Below are 16,954 nucleotides of genomic sequence, written 5' to 3'. Positions count from 1 at the left end.
CTGTAGGTGTGAGCACAAATCCTTCACGCGTCTTTGTTGCGCGCCTGCTCGGCCTCGATGTCTTCGACCCCCTGGGGGATCGTTTGGGCCGGCTGCGCGATGTCGTTGTGCTCTCGCGCGGCTTGCGCGGGGCACCGCATGCAGTCGGTATCGTCGTCGAAGTTCCGGGCAAGAAGCGCGTCTTCGTTCCCATGACCCGGCTGACGTCCATGGACCAGAGCCAAATCATTTGCACCGGCCTGGTCAATCTGCGCCGCTTCCAGCAACGCGGTGCAGAGCAACTGGTGGTCGGCGAGCTCTTTGACCGCAAGGTGACGCTCAAGGACGGCAGCGGCGACGCCATCATCGAAGACATCGCCATGGACCAGCAACGCAACGGCGACTGGTTGGTCTCCAAACTCTTCATTCGCCGCGGGACGTCTACCTCCAGGCTTCGGGGGCTGCGTCGCGGCCACACGCTGCTTGTGGACTGGGCGGACACGCTGCAGGGCTCCGAGAACGATCCCCAGGGTGCCAGTCACTTCGTTGCCACCCATGAGGACCTCAAACCCGCGGACTTTGCCGACGCACTGCAGGAGATGTCGGACAAGCGCAGGATCGAAGTGGCCAGCGAGCTCCAGGACGAACGCCTCGCGGATGTGCTCCAAGAGTTGCCGGAAGAAGACCAAGTGACGCTCCTTTCCGCCTTGGACAACGAACGGGCAGCCGATGTGCTGGAAGAAATGGACCCGGACGACGCCGCCGACCTGCTGGCAGACCTGCCTTCCGCGAAGGCCGAGGAATTGTTGCTCCTGATGGAGCCCGACGAGGCGGACGACGTCCGCCGGCTCCTGCAGTATGACGAAGACACTGCCGGTGGCCTGATGACCCCCGTACCCGTCATTCTGCCCCCGGAGGCTACGGTCGCTGAAGCGCTTGCGCATGTGCGCAGCGAGGAACTCTCCCCCGCCTTGGCCTCGGCCATCTTTATTTGCCGCCCGCCGTTGGAGACCCCCACGGGACGATTCCTCGGCGTGGTGCATATCCAGCAATTGCTTCGCAGCGCACCGCCCGAACAGCTGGGCAGCATCGTGGACAAGAACCTGGAACCGGTTTCCGATCACGCCAGCGTCAGCGAGGTCAGCCACACCATGGCCTCCTACAACCTCAATTCCCTCCCGGTCGTCAACAGCGCCGGTCGCCTGGTAGGGGCGGTGACTGTTGATGACCTCTTAGACCATTTGCTCCCGGACGACTGGCGAACCCACGAAGACGGAGCCCCGATCAGGAAACTAGGAGGCCGAATTGGCTGAGAAGCCCACAAGCGGAGGACTGGACACCCCGCTCGAGCTGCGTTCTCGCATGCTACCGAATTTCGGCAACGACCCCGATGCCTTCGGCCGATTTGCCGAGCGCTTCGCCCGCTACATGGGTACAGCGAATTTCCTTTTCTATATGACGATCTTCGTGATCGTCTGGATCGCGTTCAATGTTGTTGGCTTGTTCGGCTTCCAATGGGATCCCTACCCGTTCATCCTCCTCAATCTTTTCTTCTCCACGCAGGCCTCCTACGCCGCTCCCCTGATCCTGTTGGCCCAGAACCGCCAGGACGACAGGGACCGCGTGACCATCGAGCAAGACCGCGCCCGCGACGAGCGCAATCTTGCTGACACGGAATACCTGACCCGTGAGGTCGCGGCTCTTCGCATCGTCCTGCGCGAGGTCGCCACGAGGGACTACGTGCGTGCCGAACTCCGCTCTCTCCTTTCAGACCTCATCGAAGCCCAGGAAGAGTTGCGTCCGAACAATTCCACGGGCTCGAACAACGGCGAAAAGGCCAAGGAGAAGATCAAGGACAAGCGCGACAAACAACGCAATCCCCGCACGCAGCAAATCCCCAAAGTCCACCCGGCGCATTCCAGCGCCACGCCAGCCGACCCGGGACTCTCGATCGTCGGCACCTCGACGGGGCCACTTTCTGGTTCCGACCAGCCTGAAAGCTGAACATCCACTCCATGAGCACACCATCCGTCGAGGCCCTCAACGCTGCCTTGGCTACCGTCATCGATCCCGAACTCCGCCGTCCCATCACTGAGCTGGGGATGCTGGATTCGGTGGAAGCCGGAGCGGACGGAACCGTCCGGGTTGCAGTGCTGTTGACCATCGCCGGTTGTCCCCTGCGTGAGACCATCACGGCCGATGCCACGGCTGCCCTAACGCGGGTTCCGGGAGTTACCGGCGTCGAGGTCGAGCTCAAGGTCATGACGCAGGAACAACGCGATGCGCTCAAGGAGCGGCTGCGCGGCACCGGCGGCCAACGCGGAATCCCCTTCAACGAGCCGGGCTCACTGACCAAGGTCTTTGCTGTGGCCAGCGGCAAGGGAGGCGTGGGAAAGTCCTCGGTGACGGTCAACCTTGCGTGCGCCCTCGCGGCGCAGGGGCTGCGCGTAGGAATCGTCGACGCCGATGTCCACGGTTTCTCCGTCCCGGCACTCATGGGAATCACGCAGCAGCCCACCCGTGTGGACGATATGATCCTCCCGCCGGTGGCCTACGGCGTGAAGGTGATCTCCATTGGAATGTTTGTTTCCGGGAACAAGGCAGTGGCCTGGCGCGGCCCCATGTTGCACCGGGCGTTGGAGCAATTCTTAACTGACGTGTATTTCGGCGACCTGGATGCCTTGTTCCTGGATCTGCCCCCCGGCACCGGCGATATCGCCATCTCAGTGGCGCAGTTGCTTCCCAAGGCCGAAATCCTCGTGGTGACCACCCCGCAAGCCGCCGCGGCGGATGTTGCCGAGAGGGCCGGCACTATCGCAACGCAGACCGGCCAAAAACTTGCCGGCGTCGTAGAGAACATGTCCTTCCTGGAAATGCCCGACGGCGGCAGGATGGAATTGTTCGGCAGCGGCGGTGGGCTCGTGCTGGCTGAACGGCTGAGCGCTGCCGTCGGCACCGACGTGCCGCTGCTGGGACAGATCCCCTTGGACATCCGTCTGCGCGAAGGCGGTGACACGGGCCGTCCCGTCGTGCTGGCGGCTCCGGAGACGCCCGCGGCACAGGCACTTCAAAGCATCGCGGGCAAGCTCAACGCCAAGCCGCGCGGTCTGGCCGGAATGTCGCTCGGCATCCAGCCAAAATAGCTTTAGGTGGCTTCGGAGTCGAAGGGCGCCTTTTCACCGACGGGAAGCCGTTCAATAACCCGTTCAGGGGCCTTGGCCACCGTTTCCACGGCAACGGCAGCGACAGGCGCACCTGCGCTCACCGGCTTCGTGTCGTCGTCGAGCAGTGCTTCCTTGATGATCCGGCGCGGATCGTATTGACGGGGGTCGTATTTCTTCCAGTCGACTTCATCGATGTCGATGCCGACTTCTTCCTTGATCTGTTCGCGGGCACCGGACGCCATGCGCCGCAGTTCCTTGACCAGATTCGCCAACTTCCGCGTGTATTCGGGCAAACGGCTGGGACCGATCACGATTACGCCGATGATCAGCAGGATCAGAAACTCCGGGCCATTGATTCCAAACACGTATCGAAGATTACCTTGTCCGTCAGCCCGCTCAGAAACCCGCAAGGGCTGCCAGGGCACCGAGCCCCCGCTGCAGCCGTTCATTCCATGTGCCTGAGGTCCTCGCGGCCGGAATAGTGGCCACCGAATCGCCGGCTTTCACAAGCTCAGGAACGGCCCCCGCAACCTGATCGGAAGGCATATCGGAGGAATAGCGCAGCACGGCCGCGGGCGAGGAGTAGACGGCTTGCCACGGGGCTCCCGGAGTGATGGACATCTGGGTCCCGGGCGTGCCGCTGCCCTCCAGGTGCTCCTCAATCAAGGTCGCGCGATGGTCGCCGTTGCTGAGATGCAGCTCCACTGCAGGGTGCCCGTCCTGCATCATGGCCCGGGCAGAAACCACGTGGTATCCCATGCTTGCCAGCTCGGGGCAAGCCCAGCCGTCTTTCCGCAGTTCCGACAACTGCTGCCCGCTCAGGCTGACCGTTCCAGCCACCGTCACGGGCAGGCTCAACTGTGAACCCGTCACAGGGAGTTGCTGTCCAGCGTTTCCGGCCATGGTCGAACTGACCAGGGTCCGGACTTCCTGCTCTCCGCGGTTCGACGCCTGCGGGGCAACGTCGCCGCCGAGCGCGTAGGCTGCGACCGCCAGGATTCCGGCGCTGACGGCGAGTCCGCCCGCCGTCAGGCCAACAACCCGGATGCCGTTCCACACGTTTCGCTGGGGTGTCAGGCCGTGAGGGGACTCGGACTGCGCCAAGCGTTGGGTGTGTTCGATCAATCGGTTCGTAAAATCCTGGCTGGCTTCGGGGACCGCGGCACGACGGAGTCGTTCCAGGTACTGGCGTTCCCGGAGCACCGCGGCTTGGCACTCAGAGCATTCCCGCAGATGGCCCGGGGCACGGCTGTGACGGCGGTTTCCCCGGTTCAAGCCACCGCGTTGTCCGTTCAGCAGACCACCCATCGGCGACTAAAGGAGACCGGCGATGCGCGGAATCTTGAGCCGCGGTTTGCGGGCTTGGACCGGACGCGGATCCCGGTGGGCCAGCTTTTCGCGAAGCATGGTCCGGCCGCGGTGAATGCGGGACCTGACGGTCCCCAGCTTCACGCCCAGAGCTTCGGCAACTTCGTCGTAAGAGAGACCTTCGAGATCGCAAAGCACGACGGCGGCACGAAAGTCGGGCGGGAGTTCTTCCAAGGCGCGCTGGACGTCCAAGTCCAGGTTGTTCAACTCGAAGCTCTGCTCAGGTCCGGGTTCATGCCCGGGCAGCCGGGATTCGGCGTCTTCGGCCAGCGCATCGAAGCGGATGCGGCTCTTCCGGCGGGCCTGATCGAGAAAGAGGTTGGTGGTGATGCGGTGCAGCCAGCCATCGAGTGTGCCTGGCTTGAAGTTTTCGAGCGAGCGGAAGACCCGGACGAAGACTTCCTGGGTGAGGTCCTCGGCGTCGAACTTGTTTCCCGTGAGCCGATAGGCAAGGCGGAAGACCTTGGCGGAGTGGTTTTCCACCACTTCTTCCCAACTGGGCCTGACCCACTCTTCCGCGGGCGGAGCCGTGCCGGTGGAACCCAGGATTGCTGCCGTTGTCTGGACTGGCGCAGCACTTGATGCCCGCATCGTCCGCTCCCCTCAAACTGTTTGTCATCCTGCCTGTCACTCAGGAGTTCGGTGCCGACCGCCACTTGGATGGCCGCATATATATCATCCCAGTGTTATCTGAAAGTTTGCTGATCACAGGCACGCTTTTCCCGCAGAGCGAAATCCTACGGAAGACACAGAATTACGGGCCGCAGGCGTCCGGGCTGGGCGGCCCATAGACAGTAGTCTGGAAGCAATACCCCTCTGCCTGGAAAGCGAACCCCCATGAGTGCCGACAAGTCAACCAGCTGGTCCTATGCAGAAGATCTGCCTGCCGAGGACGACGTGTTGCTTCGCGCCCGTGAACGCTCCTTCGAGCTGGGAGTTACTCCCGTCAGCCCCGGGGTTGGCGCCGTCCTGACAGTCCTGGCTGCGGCGTCGAAGGCCCAGACCGTTGTGGAGGTTGGATCCGGGGCGGGCGTCTCCGGGGTATGCCTGCTGCGGGGCCTCAGCCCACAGGCTGTCCTGACCACGATCGACGTCGACGTCGAACACCTGAAAGCCGCCCGGGAGGCCTTCTTGGAATCCGGCAGCCCGGCGAACCGAACCCGGACCATCTCCGGCCGTGCAGCTGACGTCTTGCCACGCCTCACCGATTCCGCGTACGACCTCGTGTTCATCGATGCTGACAAGCCGAACTTCCCTGGCTACGTTGAGCAAGCCATCAGGTTGCTGAAATCGGGCGGAACGCTGGTCATCAATGACGCCCTGGACAAGGACAAGGTTTCCAACCCGGCCGCCAGGGACAGCACCACCGTGGTGCTGCGCCAGATCGGCAAAGCCATCCGCGACGACGAGCGTCTCTCCTCGGCGATGCTTCCCACAGGCGACGGTTTGCTGGTAGCGGTCAAGAAGTAGCCTGGCGGGCGATTCACGGACCCGTTCGCGTTCCGCCTTAAACATGGAAGCAGGGCGCCGGCTCTTCTGCCGGGCCCTGCCCAATGAATCTATTCGGTAACGCCTACGAGGCATTCCTTGAGGTTCGCCGCTTCTGCTGCGTTGAGCTCGACCACAAGCCGTCCTCCGCCTTCGAGCGGCACACGCATGATCAGGCTGCGGCCCTCTTTGGTTACTTCCATAGGGCCGTCGCCAGTACGTGGTTTCATAGCCGCCATTAGGAAAATCCCCTCCAGTTGTCCCAAATCCCGCCAACCCGGCCGGGCTGGCTCGCGTGGAATGTACGGCGTCGACAGTCATGGCAGTTCAGTCGTCGTCGCCGAGCACCCGAGGGTGCTTTTCGTCCTTGCTTGTGTCCATTATCTCGTAATTACCCGTCCGTAGCTAATTGATGGACTTTTCCTGGCGGGCCGTGATCTCGCCTGTACAGGCCAAAGGACGCTCGGCATCACGGTGGATAGTCGCCACCGCCCGGCAGCGGCGCCCACGCCCACAGCCAGACAATCCAGACGATCTGGAGCAGCACAAACATGACCACCACCGTGCCGCGGTAAGCCTTGGAGCGAGACAACCAGGCTGCACTGAGCGCCAAGGGGAACAGAGGGAGGAGCATCCGGAAGGTACTCGTCTGAGGGTGCAGGAAGACCAGAAGATAACCCATGTAGCACGTGCACCACAGCCGCAGTTCAGTGCCCAAAGCCCGGACCGGCTTGCTGAACATGAGCATGGCAAAAAGCCCCACGAACACAAACGGCGCCATAATCCCGAGGACTGGCCCGAAGAGCATTTGACCGGTGTCGAACCAAGGTTTGAACGGGACAAGGTCATCCCCGCGCCACACGGTTTCGGTCTTGGTGTACGCCAGTGGGTCCCCGGTGACTGCCCAGGCAATGGCCGGCCAAGCCAGGGCCCCCGCCGCGCTGACCACCACGAGCGCTCCGAGTGATGCGAGTTCCCGGGGCGTAGGAGCCGACAGGGCAGTGTCAACAGACCCGGCGGCGGGAACTGTGGGAGCCGTGGCTGGCCCTGGGCTGCGCCCAAACCTTTTCCAGAGGTGGTGGAGCAGAAGCAGCCCCGTCATGGCCGCGAAGGGCACGCCCGTGGGCCGAGACAGGCACATGAGCAGAACCACGGGCGTCGCTGCCAGGTACTTGCGGCGCACCACAAGCAGAAGCGAACCCGCCAGCAGCAGGAGATTGAGGGATTCCGCATAGGGGACCTGCAGGACTGGCGAAACGGGGAAGGTCGAGAAGAAGACCACTGCCCAAAGCGCCGTGCGGCGCCCGGTGTAGTCCCTGAATAGTTTGTAGGCGACCATGGCCGCCCCAAGCCCGGCTGCCATGGCAAGGGCAGTCAAAGCCGGCAGGGTCGCCAAGCCGGTGAGGGCACCGAGTGCCCTGCCGAGGTAGGGAAACAGCGCATAAAACGCCCACGAGTTTTCGGCGACGTTCCCGCTAGCGTTCAGCGGCAGAACCGAGGGATAGCCGTTGTTCGCCGCTTCCGCGTACCAGCGCCCATCCCAGATAGTGATGAAGTTCCAGTAGTCGGGCGCGGGCGGGAACCACGGATTGACGCCCTGCTGCAATGCGGCAGCCATGAAAATACAAGCACTGACAAGTCTCGAGGCGATGTAGACCAGGGCGACCTGAACCCACCACGGCCAACTCGCAGCGTGGGCTGCGACGCGGCCCAGCCGTCCCTTCGGGGTCCGCGTTTCGAGCGACTGGGTCACGCCTTCGGGCCTTCCGGGTTCCCGGCTGCCACAAGGGCCCGTTTCAGCCGTTCGATTTCCCTCTCCTGGGCGGTCAACTGATCCCTCAGCTCGTCGAGCACCTCATCCACTTGGTCCATCCGGTAGCCCCGCAGGCCGAGTGCAAAACGCACGCGGTCGACGTCGGACGCCTTGGCTCCGGCCGGGAGCAGCACCGGCGGCAGGTTCGGCACGGGTTCATCCAAACCGGCACCGGCGTTACGGCTGGACCGGGCCATTCCAGTGCCGAGGAACAACACGGCGCCGACCACGGCGATCGCGAGAAAGACCAGAAAGAAGCTCACAACAACCATCGTGCCAGACTCACCTGAGAGCTGACTGCTGGCAGCGTTACTCCGGGCGCTGGTCGCCGTTGGTGGAAGGTGGCCGCGGGACACCGTGCAGGACACGGTGGACGGCGTCCGCGGGATCGTCCACGAGTTGGATGAGGTCCAGGTCCTTCGCGGAGACCATGCCTTCGGCCACCAAAGTCCCCTTGATCCATTCGATCATGGGGCTCCAGAAATCGACTCCCAGCAGGACGATGGGGAACGATGTCACTTTGCGGGTCTGCACCAAAACCATGGCTTCAAACAGTTCATCCAGGGTTCCCAGACCGCCCGGCAAGACGATGAACCCTTGTGCGTACTTTACGAACATGGTTTTGCGGGCAAAGAAGTACCTGAAGTTGATGCCAAGGTCCACCCAGCGGTTCAGGCCCTGTTCAAAGGGCAGTTCGATGCCCAAGCCAACGGAAACGCCGTTGCCTTCCACAGCACCCCGGTTGGCGGCTTCCATGGAGCCCGGGCCTCCGCCTGTGATGACGGCGACGCCGGCTTCGGCAAGGTGACGGCCAACCTGCACGCCCATATCGTAATAGCCCGTACCCGGCTTGGTGCGGGCGGAGCCGAAGACGCTGACGGCCGGCCCAAGCTCCGCGAGAGCACCGAAGCCTTCAACGAACTCGCTCTGTATGCGCAGTACCCGCCACGGGTCCGTATGAATGAAGTGGTCGGCTCCCCGCGTGTCCAGGAGCCGCTGGTCCGACATCGGCATAGCGGCCTGTTTGCGCCGAAGCTCCAAGGGGCCTTTGTGCTTGGCTGGCGCATCTGCGGCGACGGCGGCTGACGCTGCCGATCCGTTGCTCGTCGCTTTGCCATTAGCGTCTGGACTCGGAACCTGGGGCTGGCTGGTACTCATTGACATAGGCTAGCGCGGATGCGGGCTGCTGCTGTCCCGGTGTAGCCCCGTTGTTTTAGGTGTTGCCCAGGGAGTTGCACGATTTGCTGTCCTCCACCTGCGAGTCAGGTATCTGTTGAATCACGATCTACGGAAGTTGATGTGAGCTGGCTCATCCTGCGTCATTTCTTCGCTAGATTCGTCTTATGACTATTCAAGCCTCCAGCGATGCCCTCGTCTCCCTGAATGGCGTCAACAAGCACTATGGTCAACTGCACGTCCTCAAGGACATCAACCTCCAGGTCAAAAAAGGTGAAGTTGTCGTTGTGATCGGGCCATCTGGCTCAGGCAAGTCGACGCTGTGCCGAGCCATCAACCGCCTGGAGACCATTGACACCGGCGAGATCTCGATTGACGGCAAGAAGCTTCCGGAAGAAGGCAAGGAACTCGCGGTCCTCCGTGCCGACGTCGGGATGGTCTTCCAGTCCTTCAACCTGTTCGCCCACAAGACGATTCTCGAAAACGTCACGCTGGGGCCGATCAAGGTCAAGAAACTGGACAAGGCAACCGCGGACAAGGACGCCATGGCGTTGTTGGAACGGGTCGGCGTCGGGCAACAAGCACCCAAGATGCCCGCACAGCTCTCCGGTGGCCAGCAGCAGCGCGTGGCAATTGCCCGGGCGCTGGCCATGAAGCCGAAGGTCATGCTGTTCGACGAGCCGACCTCCGCTTTGGACCCGGAAATGATCAACGAGGTCCTGGACGTCATGGTCCAACTCGCGAAGGAAGGCATGACCATGATCGTGGTCACCCACGAGATGGGCTTTGCCCGCAAGGCAGCAGACCGCGTGGTCTTCATGGCGGACGGCCAGATCGTGGAGGATGCCAAACCCGAGGAGTTCTTCACGAATCCCCAGAGCAACCGCGCCAAGGATTTCCTCTCCAAACTCCTGACCCACTAGCACGCACCGCACCCGGGCCGCAGGTGCGGCCGCACAATGAAAGGAATGTCATGAAGGCTTTTATCACCCGGAGGAAATCTCTCCTGGTCGCTGCAAGTGCAGCGCTCGCCCTTTCCCTGAGCGCATGTGGAGGCGGAGGCGGAGGCGGCACCACCGCACCAAGCAGCGAGTCCGCGCCTTTCACAGTGGCTCAGAACGTGTCCGTCTCGGGCAGCCCCACGTTCGACACGATCAAGGCGAACGGAAAGATCAGGATCGGCGTCAAGCAGGACCAGCCCGGCCTGGGATTCAAGGATGCCGCAACCGGTGAGTACAGCGGTTTTGATATTCAGATTGCCCAGTGGATTGCCGCTTCCCTTGGTTTCTCCAAGGACAAGATCGAATACAAGCCAATCCCTTCGGCCAACCGCGAGTCAGCGATTACCAACGGCGACATCGACTACTACGTCGGGACCTACTCGATCACCGACAAACGCAAGCAGCTGATTGACTTTGCAGGACCCTACTTCGTCACCGGCCAGGGCCTCCTCGTCAAGAAGAGCAACACCTCAATCAACAGTGAGAAGGACCTGTCCGGAAAGAACGTCTGTTCGGCAACGGGCTCAACCCCCATCCAGAACATCAAGGCAAACTTCCCGGGTACCAAGACCACCGAGTTCGACACCTACTCACAGTGTGTCGAGGCCCTCAAGAGTGGCCAGGTTGACGCCGTCACTACCGACCAGGCAATCCTGATCGGCTACGCCTCCCAGGACACCGACAACCTCAAGGTGGTTGGCCAGCCGTTCACCGTTGAGAAGTACGGTGTGGGCGTGAAGAAGGGCGACGCCGCTCTTCGCAAGTTCGTGAACAAGATGTTCACCGATGGCGGCTCGGTGTGGCAGAAGATCTACGACTCCACCCTGGGACAGTCCGGCACCAAGGTCACCCAGCCCGCAGTGGACAACTACTAAACCCATGTTGAGGGGGCGGCGAATGGCCGCCCCCTCAAATATCGGCTGAAAGCGACCATTCTGTGAATACGCTGCTGAATAACTCGGACCTGTTCATCACAGGGTTCCGGAACACCCTCATACTTTTCTTCATCTCGGGGTTCTTTGCCCTGATCCTGGGCACCGTGGTGGCAACGCTGCGTGTTTCCCCCATCCCGGCGATGCGGGCTGCCGCCACGTTGTACATCAACGTCGTGCGCAACACCCCCCTGACTTTGGTCTTGTTTTTCTTCGCCCTTGGCTACCCGAAGCTCGGGCTAGTGGAAATTGATTTCATGACCGCGGCAACCATCGGCTTGAGCCTGTACACCGCTACTTACGTGGCGGAAGCCGTACGCTCCGGCATTAATACCGTGCCCGTGGGCCAGGCCGAAGCTGCCCGCGCAATCGGCCTACCGTTCACGCAAACCCTGACGCTGGTGATCCTCCCACAGGCTTTCCGCGCCGTGATCCCGCCTATGTTCAGCGTTTTCATTGCATTGCTCAAGAACACCACCGTCGCTGCAGGCTTCTCGGTCTTCGAGGCAGGAGCCATTCGATCAAACCTGTCCGAACGCGGCGAACCAGCCATGGCCGGGCTCCTCTGGATCGCCCTGGTCTTTGTTCTACTCGTCTTCATCCTTTCCTTCGTGCAGCGAAAGCTTGAAAAGAAATGGAAGGTGGCCCGATGAGCTCAGTCCTCTTTGACGCCCCGGGGCCAAAAGCCCGCGCACGCTACCGGATTCTCGGTGTCGTGACTGCTTTGGTCATCATCGCCATCGTCGGATTCGTTGTCCTCCGCTTCGCCCAGAGCGGGCAGTTCGACGCGAAAAAGTGGCAGTTGTTCACCTTCCCGCTGGTGCAGCAGACCATCATCCAGTCAGTGGGGGCCACGCTTTCGGCTTTTGCCACAGCTGCCGTCTTCAGCCTGGTCCTGGGTGTTTTCCTGGCCTTCGGCAGGCTCTCCGACCGCAAGTGGATCAGCTTGCCCTGCTATGGGTTCACGGAACTCTTCCGGGCCATTCCGTTGCTGATCCTGATGATGATCTTTTACTACGGGCTTCCTCCGCTCGGCGTCCAGGGGATCACGCCCTTCACGGCAGTCGTTTCAGGCCTGGTGCTCTACAACGGATCGGTTCTGGCTGAAGTCTTCCGGGCCGGCATCGAATCGCTCCCCCGCGGACAAAGCGAGGCCGGCTATGCCATCGGTTTGCCCAAGAGCGCGGTCATGACAAACATCCTGCTGCCCCAGGCCGTCCGTTCGATGCTCCCTGTGATCATTTCCCAGCTCGTGGTCATTCTTAAGGACACCGCGTTGGGCTTCATCGTGACCTACAACGAGATCCTCTTCCAGGCCAAGTACTTCGGAAGCCAGGCCCAATACGGTTCACCTATCATTCCGTCCGCGATCATCGCTGGTGTGCTGTACGTGGGTATGTGCTTGATCCTGGCTGGAATCGCCAAGTGGCTTGAAGGACGAATGCGCCGCAACGTCAAAGTTGTGAAGGTCACCAAGTCCGAAATTGTGGCAATCGAGGGCTAGTAGCTGTGGCCGCCTTGATCGGTAGCCAAAACAAGGAGGGTCCGCAGCAACAGCTTGCGGACCCTCCATGTTTCTTGTGGGAGTCAGTCAGCCAGCCACGACCGCAGCGCGCGGAGGCACTCACGGATGGCGTCGGCGTCGACGTGTTCGTTGTCCTTATGGGCCAGCAAAGGATCGCCCGGACCGAAGTTGACGGCGGGGACGCCCAGCTCACTGAAGCGCGCGACGTCGGTCCAACCGTATTTGGGTTTGGGCTCCGCTCCGACGGCCGCAACGAAGGACGCGGCGGCCGGGTGGTTGAGGCCGGGCCGCGCTCCAGCGGCGGCATCGGTGCGGACGACATCGAAGCCCTCCAACAGTTCGCGGACATGGGCTTCTGCCTGGTCCGGGGTCTTGTCCGGTGCGAAGCGGTAATTGATCTCCACCACGCAGCGATCGGGGATCACGTTGCCCGCGGTACCGCCGTTGATCTTCACGGCGTTGAGGCTTTCCCGGTAGTCGAGACCGTCCACGTTGACCGTCCGCGGTTCGTACGCTGCCAAACGGCTCAGGATCGGTGCGGCAGCGTGGATGGCATTGCTGCCCATCCACGCCCGGGCCGAGTGGGCTGCCTCCCCCACGGTGCTGGCTTCGAAGCGGCTGGTGCCGTTGCAACCGCCTTCCACCGTGCCGTCGGTGGGTTCAAGCAGGATCGCAAAGTCCCCCTCCAGGAGATGGCCGTGGTTCCGGACCAATCGGCCCAAGCCGCTCTTGACCGCTTCCACTTCCTCATGGTCATAGAAGACGAACGTGACGTCCTTGCCTGGCTCGGCACCGCCGTCGAACATTGCTGCGGCGAGCGCAAGCTGCACTGCGACTCCACCTTTCATGTCCGTGGCTCCGCGTCCGTACAGGATTCCGGTACCCGGGACGCCGGACTCCCACGTGGAGGGCACGGTGCCGAGGGAGCCTTCCACTGTGGGCAACGGCACGGTATCGAGGTGGCCGGCCAGGATCACCCGCTCCGGGCGTCCCAGTTCGGTCCGGGCAATGATGGCGTCGCCGTCGCGCACGAGCTGCAGGCCGGGGATCGCGCGGAGGGCGTATTCGACGGCGTCTGCCAGCGCGGATTCGTTGCCGGACACGCTGTTGATGTCCATGAGCGCGGCGGTCAGCAACGCGACGTCTCGCCGGATGTCAAGAAGAATCGGAGTAGTTTCGACGGTCACCTGTCCACTGTATCCCGAGCGAATTGCGACCCCCTTGGTCTACACACGGTTTCGAGTGAACCAGCGGCTCTCGATAGACTTGCGACATGACTGAAACCGCTGCCTCTGCCGCGCTCGATAGCGCTTCCGCAAACCACCGTTCCGGCTTTGGCTTTGGCCTGGCCACCATCGCCACCTCCGACGCCGGAGAAGCGACAGTGCTGGACGTATGGTTTCCGTCACCGGCCTTGGGCGTAGCGGCTGAATCCCTGCGTGCCGTGGAGCACGCAGACGAATCGCTGACCGCACTTGCAGCCGATAGCCACGACGCCGATCGCGGGACGGAACAGAAGGTAGTCTTCGCCCAGATCAACCTCGACGAGGCGCCGGCGGACACCGTTGACGCCTACCTGCGCCTGCACTTGCTTTCGCACCGCTTGGTCAAGCCCAACAGCATCAATCTGGACGGCATCTTCGGCAAGCTCCCCAACGTCGTATGGACAAACTTCGGCCCGGCCGCCGTGAACGGCTTTGAATTGACCCGTGCCCGCCTGCGCAAGCGCGGCGCAGTCACGGTCTACGGGGTGGACAAGTTCCCTCGCATGGTGGACTACGTCATTCCTAGCGGCGTCAGGATCGCCGACGCCGACCGCGTCCGCCTGGGGGCCTACCTCTCCGAAGGCACCACGGTCATGCACGAGGGCTTCGTGAACTTCAACGCCGGGACGCTCGGCACCTCGATGGTGGAAGGGCGCATCTCGGCAGGCGTTGTTGCCGGTGACGGCACCGATGTCGGCGGCGGCGCCTCCATCATGGGGACCCTATCCGGTGGCGGCAAGGAAAAGATCGCGCTGGGTGAGCGTGTGCTCCTGGGCGCCAACTCCGGTGTGGGCATCAGCATCGGGGACGACTCCGTGGTCGAAGCCGGCCTCTATGTCACGGCCGGAACCCGCGTGCGCATCCCTGGTCCGAAGGACGCCAACGGCGAGGACACCAGCAGCATCATCAAGGCTATGGAGCTCTCCGGCGTGCCGAACCTGCTGTTCCGCCGCAACTCCACCACCGGCGAAGTGGAGGTCCTCCCCCGCAAGGGCCAGACGGTGGAACTCAATGAAGCCCTCCACGCAAACTAGCTGATACCTGGATGCGCCGTCTCCGACGCACCATCATTTTGTTGCTGGCCCTCGCCCTGGTGGCTGGCGCCTTCTACGCCGTGGTGACTGTGCTGCAGCGCTCCGAAACCTTGGTTACGGAGCGCTGCGTCGCCGTCGTCGGCTCCGATTCATACGAGTTGGCGACCGACCAAGCGGCGAATGCCGCCCTCATCACGGCCATCTCCGTCCAGCGAGGGCTGCCTCCACGAGCTGCCACCATTGCTGTGGCCACGGCCATGCAGGAGTCAAAGCTGCGCAACATCGGCCATGGCGACGAGGTCGGCCCGGATTCGAAGGGCCTCTTCCAGCAGCGTCCGTCCCAGGGCTGGGGCACTGAGGCCCAGGTCATGGACCCCGTTTACGCGACAAACGCATTCTATGACCACTTAGTGAAGATACCCGGCTACGAAACCATGGCGATCACCGAGGCAGCTCAGGCGGTCCAGCATTCCGCCTACCCCCAGGCCTATGCGCAGCAGGAAGCGATGGGCCGAGCCTACGCGTCGGCGCTGACCGGACATTCCGAAAGGGCCCTGGACTGCACGCTCCGAGCCGCGGACACCGCCGGTGATCCGAACGCTGTTGTGGAGGCCATGACAACGGCGTTCGGCTCGCTGCCGGCAGTGGCCCAGGGCCGCACGGTCCAGCTGAACATTACTGGTGCGCAAGCGTGGGCTGTGGCTCAGTGGGCAGTGGCAAATGCCAAAGCCCTCTCGGTGACGCAGGTGGATGTCGCGGGAGCCACCTGGAACAGGCAGGACCGCAAAGGGTGGCAGGATTCCACAACGTCGGGACCCATGACCATCACGGTTTCCGCTCCGAAAACGTAGTCCCAGGGTTGGGTGGAGCCTGGCGACGTCGCTCCACGTCAGGCCAGGAGTTCCACTACCGGCTGGACGTAGCTGCGGAAAACCTCCGGCTCGGACAAAAGCCGGTGGCTCATGATCATCTTGTCCGGTTCGAGGTACCACGCCCTTGGCTCGTTGAGGGGCAATTCGATGATTGTCAGCTGGAAGTCCCGTGAGCTCCGGCCGACTTCCAGCAAACGGTCCTCCACCATGTCCCCCAGGAGCAGCGTGGCGCCGCTGGCTTCGCGTTCGGCCTCAAGCTTTTCGTACTCTTCGAGACGTTCACCCGCCCAACTCAGGGCAGAACCGAAGTGGGCCTGCAGCACCCGGCGGAGGGCAGGCGAGTTACCGAATGCGTTGAACCCTGGCGGTGAAAGGTCCGGCGCGGCGTCCGGATATGCCCTTAGCAGTTGCTCCCACCAGGCCTCCCACTCCGTCTTGAGTGCCTGCACACCGCCTACTTCGGCCGTGAGGTGCGTGTGATCCGCGTGTCTGACTTTGGGTGTTGCGTGGGACAGCGTCGGCGTCCCGGCTCCGTCCAGTCCAGCAACGTCTCTCAGATACAAGGCAATGAGCATCGGTCCGGAGGTGTCCATTGTGATCCGCCACCCCTGACCGCCTGTGTCATGCATCCGATTGCCTCCCTTGGCAGGTGCCCACTCAGGGTTCCAGTCTATTCCCGATGAGCCTTGAGGTTAACGGTTGGACGGGAGACAACAAGGGAGTCCAGATGCGCGCTCAGGACGTCTCGACAGACCTCGAACGTCATCCACTCGGGCTGCAACAGGGCATGCATGCACAGCCCGTCCAGAGTGGCCAGGAGGCGCTCGGCCTCCGTCACCAGACGTTCCTGACCGGTCCCGGCGTCGGGCATCAAACGCATGACCAAACGTCCGACGACGGCGGCCACGGCACGGTGGCTTCGTGCAGCTTCTTCCTCGAGCACGGGCCGGATCCGGGCCGCGTGGCGAAACGCCATCCACACGCAAGCGTCCACGGCCAATTCCTCGTCAAGCGGCAGGAATTGGCCCAGCAGGGTTAACACGGCATTGTCGTGTTCCGCCGAGGCTTGGTCCAAGGATTCAACGACCGTGAACGCCTCCTCGAGCCGTGTGGCGATCCTGTCGATGACCACAGCGAAGGAATGGACCAGTAGTTCATCGCTGCTGGCAAAGTAGTGGCGGACGGAACCAACGGCGAGGCCTGCCTCATCAGCAACCTCCCGCAAGGAGGCACGTTCCAGGCCATCAGACGCGATGATCCGGAAGACCGCTTCGACTACTTCCTGGCGCCGGGCTTCGGCATCAACAATCTTGGGCACAGATCTTTTTAGCACAAAT

General features: G+C 62.5%; 20 protein-coding genes. 10 read left to right on the top strand and 10 right to left on the bottom strand.

What is annotated here, in order from left to right; genetic code table 11:
• Positions 1-8: 8 nt before the first annotated feature.
• Genes OOZ51_RS01060 through OOZ51_RS01050 form a run of 3 tightly spaced genes read left to right on the top strand, consistent with a single transcriptional unit; the run spans position 9 to position 3,122 of the window.
• The gene (locus tag OOZ51_RS01060) at positions 9-1,292 is read left to right on the top strand and encodes a magnesium transporter MgtE N-terminal domain-containing protein (protein ID WP_265977036.1); all 1,284 of its coding nucleotides are present in this window, start codon (positions 9-11) and stop codon (positions 1,290-1,292) included.
• 49 nt (positions 1,293-1,341) lie between these two features.
• A complete protein-coding gene (locus OOZ51_RS01055) occupies positions 1,342-1,983 on the top strand; it encodes a DUF1003 domain-containing protein (RefSeq protein WP_265977298.1) in 642 nt (213 codons plus the stop codon).
• Between the two features lie 11 nt (positions 1,984-1,994).
• Entirely contained in the window at positions 1,995-3,122 is a 1,128-nt protein-coding gene (locus OOZ51_RS01050; RefSeq protein WP_265977035.1) for an Mrp/NBP35 family ATP-binding protein, read from the top strand.
• Between the two features lie 2 nt (positions 3,123-3,124).
• On the opposite strand, the gene OOZ51_RS01045 is transcribed toward OOZ51_RS01050, so the two are convergent.
• The 3 genes from OOZ51_RS01045 to sigE form a co-directional block, all read right to left on the bottom strand.
• Positions 3,125-3,508 (bottom strand): twin-arginine translocase TatA/TatE family subunit, encoded by a 384-nt coding sequence (locus OOZ51_RS01045; protein ID WP_265977034.1) that lies wholly within the window; start codon positions 3,506-3,508, stop codon positions 3,125-3,127.
• 31 nt (positions 3,509-3,539) lie between these two features.
• Complete coding sequence (locus OOZ51_RS01040) at positions 3,540-4,268, bottom strand: hypothetical protein (RefSeq protein WP_265977033.1); 729 nt, start codon at positions 4,266-4,268, stop codon at positions 3,540-3,542.
• Positions 4,269-4,457: 189 nt separating this feature from the next.
• Positions 4,458-5,102 (bottom strand): RNA polymerase sigma factor SigE, encoded by a 645-nt coding sequence (gene sigE / locus OOZ51_RS01035; RefSeq protein WP_265977032.1) that lies wholly within the window; start codon positions 5,100-5,102, stop codon positions 4,458-4,460.
• A 246-nt stretch (positions 5,103-5,348) separates the two neighbouring features.
• On the opposite strand from sigE, the gene OOZ51_RS01030 reads away from it, so the two are divergent.
• A complete protein-coding gene (locus tag OOZ51_RS01030; protein ID WP_028264931.1) occupies positions 5,349-5,981 on the top strand; it encodes an O-methyltransferase in 633 nt (210 codons plus the stop codon).
• 89 nt (positions 5,982-6,070) lie between these two features.
• On the opposite strand, the gene OOZ51_RS01025 is transcribed toward OOZ51_RS01030, so the two are convergent.
• The 4 genes from OOZ51_RS01025 to OOZ51_RS01010 all read right to left on the bottom strand — a co-directional run bounded on the left by OOZ51_RS01025 (position 6,071) and on the right by OOZ51_RS01010 (position 8,970).
• Positions 6,071-6,238, bottom strand: coding sequence for a DUF3117 domain-containing protein (locus OOZ51_RS01025; protein WP_009357720.1), 168 nt, complete (start codon positions 6,236-6,238; stop codon positions 6,071-6,073).
• Between the two features lie 230 nt (positions 6,239-6,468).
• Positions 6,469-7,752 (bottom strand): hypothetical protein, encoded by a 1,284-nt coding sequence (locus OOZ51_RS01020; protein WP_416346328.1) that lies wholly within the window; start codon positions 7,750-7,752, stop codon positions 6,469-6,471.
• Positions 7,749-8,084, bottom strand: a complete 336-nt coding sequence (locus tag OOZ51_RS01015) for a DivIVA domain-containing protein (RefSeq protein ID WP_265977031.1) — start codon at positions 8,082-8,084, stop codon at positions 7,749-7,751. The genes OOZ51_RS01020 and OOZ51_RS01015 overlap by 4 nt, the downstream gene beginning before the upstream one ends.
• A 37-nt stretch (positions 8,085-8,121) precedes the next feature.
• A complete protein-coding gene (locus OOZ51_RS01010) occupies positions 8,122-8,970 on the bottom strand; it encodes an LOG family protein (protein WP_265977030.1) in 849 nt (282 codons plus the stop codon).
• A gap of 185 nt (positions 8,971-9,155) precedes the next feature.
• Here OOZ51_RS01010 and OOZ51_RS01005 point away from each other — a divergent pair, with 185 nt between their 5' ends.
• From OOZ51_RS01005 to OOZ51_RS00990, 4 genes are all read left to right on the top strand, one after another.
• On the top strand, positions 9,156-9,911 hold the full coding sequence (locus OOZ51_RS01005) for an amino acid ABC transporter ATP-binding protein (RefSeq protein ID WP_265977029.1): 756 nt from the start codon (positions 9,156-9,158) through the stop codon (positions 9,909-9,911).
• A gap of 50 nt (positions 9,912-9,961) precedes the next feature.
• Positions 9,962-10,864, top strand: coding sequence for a glutamate ABC transporter substrate-binding protein (locus OOZ51_RS01000; protein WP_265977028.1), 903 nt, complete (start codon positions 9,962-9,964; stop codon positions 10,862-10,864).
• A gap of 62 nt (positions 10,865-10,926) precedes the next feature.
• On the top strand, positions 10,927-11,574 hold the full coding sequence (locus tag OOZ51_RS00995; protein ID WP_265977027.1) for an amino acid ABC transporter permease: 648 nt from the start codon (positions 10,927-10,929) through the stop codon (positions 11,572-11,574).
• On the top strand, positions 11,571-12,425 hold the full coding sequence (locus tag OOZ51_RS00990) for an amino acid ABC transporter permease (RefSeq protein ID WP_265977026.1): 855 nt from the start codon (positions 11,571-11,573) through the stop codon (positions 12,423-12,425). The genes OOZ51_RS00995 and OOZ51_RS00990 overlap by 4 nt, the downstream gene beginning before the upstream one ends.
• An 83-nt stretch (positions 12,426-12,508) precedes the next feature.
• On the opposite strand, the gene dapE is transcribed toward OOZ51_RS00990, so the two are convergent.
• A complete protein-coding gene (gene dapE / locus OOZ51_RS00985; RefSeq protein ID WP_265977025.1) occupies positions 12,509-13,633 on the bottom strand; it encodes a succinyl-diaminopimelate desuccinylase in 1,125 nt (374 codons plus the stop codon).
• An 86-nt stretch (positions 13,634-13,719) separates the two neighbouring features.
• On the opposite strand from dapE, the gene dapD reads away from it, so the two are divergent.
• Together dapD and OOZ51_RS00975 are read left to right on the top strand one after the other, a co-directional pair.
• Positions 13,720-14,745, top strand: coding sequence for a 2,3,4,5-tetrahydropyridine-2,6-dicarboxylate N-succinyltransferase (dapD, locus tag OOZ51_RS00980; RefSeq protein WP_265977024.1), 1,026 nt, complete (start codon positions 13,720-13,722; stop codon positions 14,743-14,745).
• 11 nt (positions 14,746-14,756) lie between these two features.
• On the top strand, positions 14,757-15,596 hold the full coding sequence (locus tag OOZ51_RS00975; RefSeq protein WP_265977023.1) for a transglycosylase SLT domain-containing protein: 840 nt from the start codon (positions 14,757-14,759) through the stop codon (positions 15,594-15,596).
• A 38-nt stretch (positions 15,597-15,634) separates the two neighbouring features.
• On the opposite strand, the gene OOZ51_RS00970 is transcribed toward OOZ51_RS00975, so the two are convergent.
• Positions 15,635-16,246, bottom strand: a complete 612-nt coding sequence (locus tag OOZ51_RS00970; protein WP_265977022.1) for a hypothetical protein — start codon at positions 16,244-16,246, stop codon at positions 15,635-15,637.
• A gap of 41 nt (positions 16,247-16,287) precedes the next feature.
• Complete coding sequence (locus tag OOZ51_RS00965; RefSeq protein WP_265977021.1) at positions 16,288-16,935, bottom strand: TetR/AcrR family transcriptional regulator; 648 nt, start codon at positions 16,933-16,935, stop codon at positions 16,288-16,290.
• Positions 16,936-16,954 lie beyond the last annotated feature (19 nt).

The sequence above is a fragment of the Arthrobacter rhizophilus genome, from assembly GCF_026241105.1.
Taxonomy (GTDB): Bacteria; Actinomycetota; Actinomycetes; order Actinomycetales; family Micrococcaceae; genus Arthrobacter.
Note: the sequence above shows the minus strand (reverse complement) of the source record. Positions and strands in the feature narration are given on the sequence as shown.